The organism is Desulfobacterales bacterium, assembly GCA_028704555.1.
In the GTDB taxonomy this organism is placed as follows: Bacteria; Desulfobacterota; Desulfobacteria; order Desulfobacterales; family JAQWFD01; genus JAQWFD01.
In genome coordinates, this window is the sequence record JAQWFD010000084.1 from 1 (window position 1) to 3,758 (window position 3,758).

The 3,758-nt window shown below is 49.5% G+C and carries 4 protein-coding genes; 1 reads left to right on the plus strand and 3 read right to left on the minus strand.

Annotated elements, in window-relative coordinates; translation table 11 throughout:
• The first annotated feature begins 40 nt into the window (after nucleotides 1-40).
• The gene (locus PHQ97_15985) at nucleotides 41-550 is read left to right on the plus strand and encodes a pentapeptide repeat-containing protein (GenBank protein MDD4394233.1); all 510 of its coding nucleotides are present in this window, start codon (nucleotides 41-43) and stop codon (nucleotides 548-550) included.
• Between the two features lie 60 nt (nucleotides 551-610).
• Here PHQ97_15985 and PHQ97_15990 read toward each other — a convergent pair whose 3' ends face one another.
• The 3 genes from PHQ97_15990 to PHQ97_16000 all read right to left on the minus strand — a co-directional run bounded on the left by PHQ97_15990 (nucleotide 611) and on the right by PHQ97_16000 (nucleotide 3,297).
• The gene (locus PHQ97_15990) at nucleotides 611-1,411 is read right to left on the minus strand and encodes an AAA family ATPase (protein MDD4394234.1); all 801 of its coding nucleotides are present in this window, start codon (nucleotides 1,409-1,411) and stop codon (nucleotides 611-613) included.
• Nucleotides 1,411-2,658: a DDE-type integrase/transposase/recombinase gene (locus tag PHQ97_15995; protein ID MDD4394235.1), complete on the minus strand. Its 1,248-nt coding sequence runs from the start codon at nucleotides 2,656-2,658 to the stop codon at nucleotides 1,411-1,413. The genes PHQ97_15990 and PHQ97_15995 overlap by 1 nt, the downstream gene beginning before the upstream one ends.
• 102 nt (nucleotides 2,659-2,760) lie before the next feature.
• On the minus strand, nucleotides 2,761-3,297 hold the full coding sequence (locus PHQ97_16000) for a hypothetical protein (protein MDD4394236.1): 537 nt from the start codon (nucleotides 3,295-3,297) through the stop codon (nucleotides 2,761-2,763).
• Nucleotides 3,298-3,758: the final 461 nt, after the last annotated feature.

A 3,758-nucleotide genomic window follows, 5' to 3' on the forward strand; every position in this document is an offset into this window, starting at 1 on the left:
AAACGCGTGCTTGATAGCTTATTGTAAGGAGTTGACTATTATGAATGAAAAATTGACAAACTATTTAAATGGCGTTTTTGCGCCATACGATGGAATAAAAAGTGTCGCCGAACTAAAAGCTGATCTGCTCTCCGATTTACAGGAGCGGTTCCGCGAACTTAAAGCCGAAGGCAAGGACGATGAAACAGCCTTTGAGATGACATTGGATAGTATCGGTGATATTGAACAGACCGTTCAGGAAGTTGCCAATCTCTCCCGCTCACTGGAACGGCAGGTACTGACAAACTTCAGTGCAAGCAACCTGCCCAAGAGCGACTTTGCAGGCGTTACCGCTCATAATGGAAAATTTTCAGCAAGCGCACTTCGTGGCTCTGATTTTAGCAACGCAGATTTGACCGGCAGCTCATTTGCGGCCAGTGATGTGCGCGAAGCCAATTTCTGTAGCATTTCAAAAATCATGGGATCCCATTTATCACGAAAAAGGTCAGCGGGGAAACAGTCCTCAGATTCAAAATATCAAATTCGATGTCAAAGATATCAAGCAAATTGAAAAGCGGGAATCGGCAGATAATGTCCGATCCCGCTTTTGAGCTGGAGATATCACATATTTTCAAATTCCGGCATCTTCAGCAGCCATGCGAATAACTTCCTCATCAATTACATTCTTTTTGAGACTGTAACCAGCCAATAACGCGCTGCTGCACAGCGAATTGGCCGACCTGGGCCAGCCGCGGGTCAAGGCATGGATTGCCTGGACCGCGGGTTCTGAAAAGACCGTGTGGTTGGCCCCGGCAACGAGCATCTGGTGCGCAATGTACTCCGCCAATTCCGATTCGGTCAACGGGTCAAAGCGGTAGCGCATGAGGATGCGTTGGTTGAAAGCCCGGTGTTGGGCAGCATTCAAGCGGGAACCGAGCACCGGCAGACCAACCAGCAACAGGATAAATGGTGTTTCCGAGTCCATGCCGAAATTAAATAAGATGCTCAGATCCTGGTAGAACGCATCGCGCGCCAATTGCATTTCATCCATGACAATCACTGGGGTAATCCCGCGGTTTTTGTACAAGGAAAGGATCGTTTGCTGAATCAGCATAAAATTATCAATCTTGCGAAATCTCGGCGTTTCGCCCAGCGCATAACAGATGGCTGCATAAAAATCGGTCACAGTCAGTGTTGACAGCGGCAGATACATCGGCTTGTACAAGCCCGGATTCAATGTCTCGCAGAAGGTACGGATCGCTAGCGTCTTACCCGCACCGGGTTCGCCGGTCAGAAGACCAATTCCCCGGGTCCGCTGCAGATAAGCCAGTCTGGCAGCGGCCTCGGCAGCACAGGTTGAGGGGTACGTATCTTTGGTCGAGATTTCTTTGGTAAAGGGGGTTGTTGCCAGTGAATAGAAGGCCTTATACATCACCGTTCACCTGCCAGTTCTGTAAATGAGATGCGGCTTTGCCTTTTCATATGGGCATTGTCATGGTAATTGACTGCCGTGATCCGGTCCTGCTCATGACCGTTTTCGTAGATGAGAAAATCATGGTCGTTGTAGCGGATCTCAACGGTCTGGCCAATATAACGCGGCGGTACCTCGAACAGAATATTGCGGACAGAAACGGTTGCATCGTGACGGACTTTGCGCTGGATGCGATTCAGGAAGACTTTGCTTAAGTTTTCCGGATCATGGACCAGTCTTAAGAGGCTGACCTGAGACAAAAAGCGGTCCAGGGGTGTCATTTTGTTTTCCAGGCCACTGTGTGGTCGGCGATGGTAGTCTTCTTCCAGCCAGGTCCAAAAACGACTGTTGAGCTCGTCCAGGCTGCTGGCCGGTTTTTCCCGCAAGAGCGGAGTAAATCGGGTTTGGACGGTTTTAAAGAACCGTTCAATTTTACCTTTACTTTGGGGGTCATAAGCCTGCGTGTGAATCACCGTGATCCCCAGGCTGGCGCAGGCGATTTGCAGGGTCTGGGACCGGTAGATCTTGCCATTGTCCAGATAAAGCAGCCGGGGAATCCCACGTCGGATCAGGGCCTGCTGCAGGACTTCGAGCATGCAGGACAACCGCCCGTCCGGGGCAAACATGGCATAGGGAACCAGTCGGGAACAGTCGTCAATGAAAGCCAGCAGGATGGTTTTGACTTTACGGCCTTCAAAGGGTACGAAGGGACCTTCCATGGCATCGCCCTGCCAGAGTTCGTTGACATTCTCGTGGACAAACCGCTTGCGGTCCCCTTGCTTGCGTACACCCTGACGCACCAGATCGTATTTGCGCAGCAGCCGGTAAATCGTTGCGAACGATGCTTCTCCAGCCACAATTTCGCCTTCCTTGACCAGTTCGTCATAAAAGACGGTCAGCGGCAGCTCCCGCCGCATCTCACGCATCGCCACCAGCCGAGCTTCCTTTTCTGCGCTGACCTTACGGCTTTTGCCCAGATCGTCACGGACGCCCGGCTTCAAACCTTCAAAGCCGGAAACCCGATAATCATGCAGCCAGCGCCACAAAGTCTTTTCCGAAAATTGCTTGTATCCATAGACCGGAACTTCGTGAATCCGATCGCACTGGGTGGCAAAATAGTTGCGGATATGGCTTGCCTGGCCATTGAGCACAGGCGAAATAAGCCCATACCGGAACAGTGCGACCTGTTCTTTCTCTTTTTCTGTCATTTCCTCAAATCTCCTTGCTTTTTCGAATCGGGCGGCCCGATTTCGATTCTACAGGCTTTGTGGCTGGCAGAAAACGCAAAGCTAGGGTGGGATATCCAGACTTCATTTTTTCAATTTGACGTGGTAAACTCTTTTTGCCAGCAAATGGCGTTTGAATTGGGCGAAGTAGGTATCTTGCACGACTTCTGCTTCGACCGCAATTGCTTGGAGGGCTGCAGTGATTACCATTGCGGCTCTTTCTTTTGGATCCGGCGGAATCCAAGCTAAAAGGCCACTTTCCCGCAAAAGCAAGATGAGCGGCGATTCGTGTTCGCGGTAACGATCCAGATAATGGCGCGACAACTGGCGACTGCAGGTTTCTGTCGCCGCTGTCAAACGGGATTTAAGCATGAGCAGCAGGTCTCGCATTGGATTAAGAAACCGGCTGAGCAGTTGCCGCGGCAGCACGGTCACCGTCCTGTTGCAGGCAGGACAATAAAATCGGCCAACCTTGATCTGGCAATAACCAGCATAGCGGCCTCTCGTGCCATGACGGTGAAGCTTACGAGCTGTTTTGCACATCGGACAGACCCGCGGCCGACTGCGCTCCGTCACTTCATATTCAGATAATATCCCCTGGTAGTTTTCGAATATCGGCATGATGTTGTTTCTGGCTGCCTTTGTTTTTTTACTTTATTTTAGTGGTTGCTTTTTCACTTGTCTATTCTATTTCGAAATTTGCAGGGCTTCTTCTATGTCATTTTTTTTGAAAATTTACATGAATACACCTGATCCGATAAAAATTGGTAGAAAATCTATGATTCGGTGCTCCCGGTGATGCTGTCGTTCTCATCTTCGTCTTTTAACGGGCTAATAGCAATGGCTTTTCTCAAATCATACACCATATCTTTTGCATCCGGAAATCATGCGCCAAAACACCTGTATGACATTTCATGGGCTATTTCATCAGTCAACGGACAACCCCCAGAATCGGGCGATTGTAAATGCTGATCGTATCATATTGCCCATTTGGCTTGGAGAACCTCAAAGAATTCTCATTTGATTCTTCACACGCTCCCTGAAATCGACCTCATAACTTAATTCCATACTCATTATAGTAT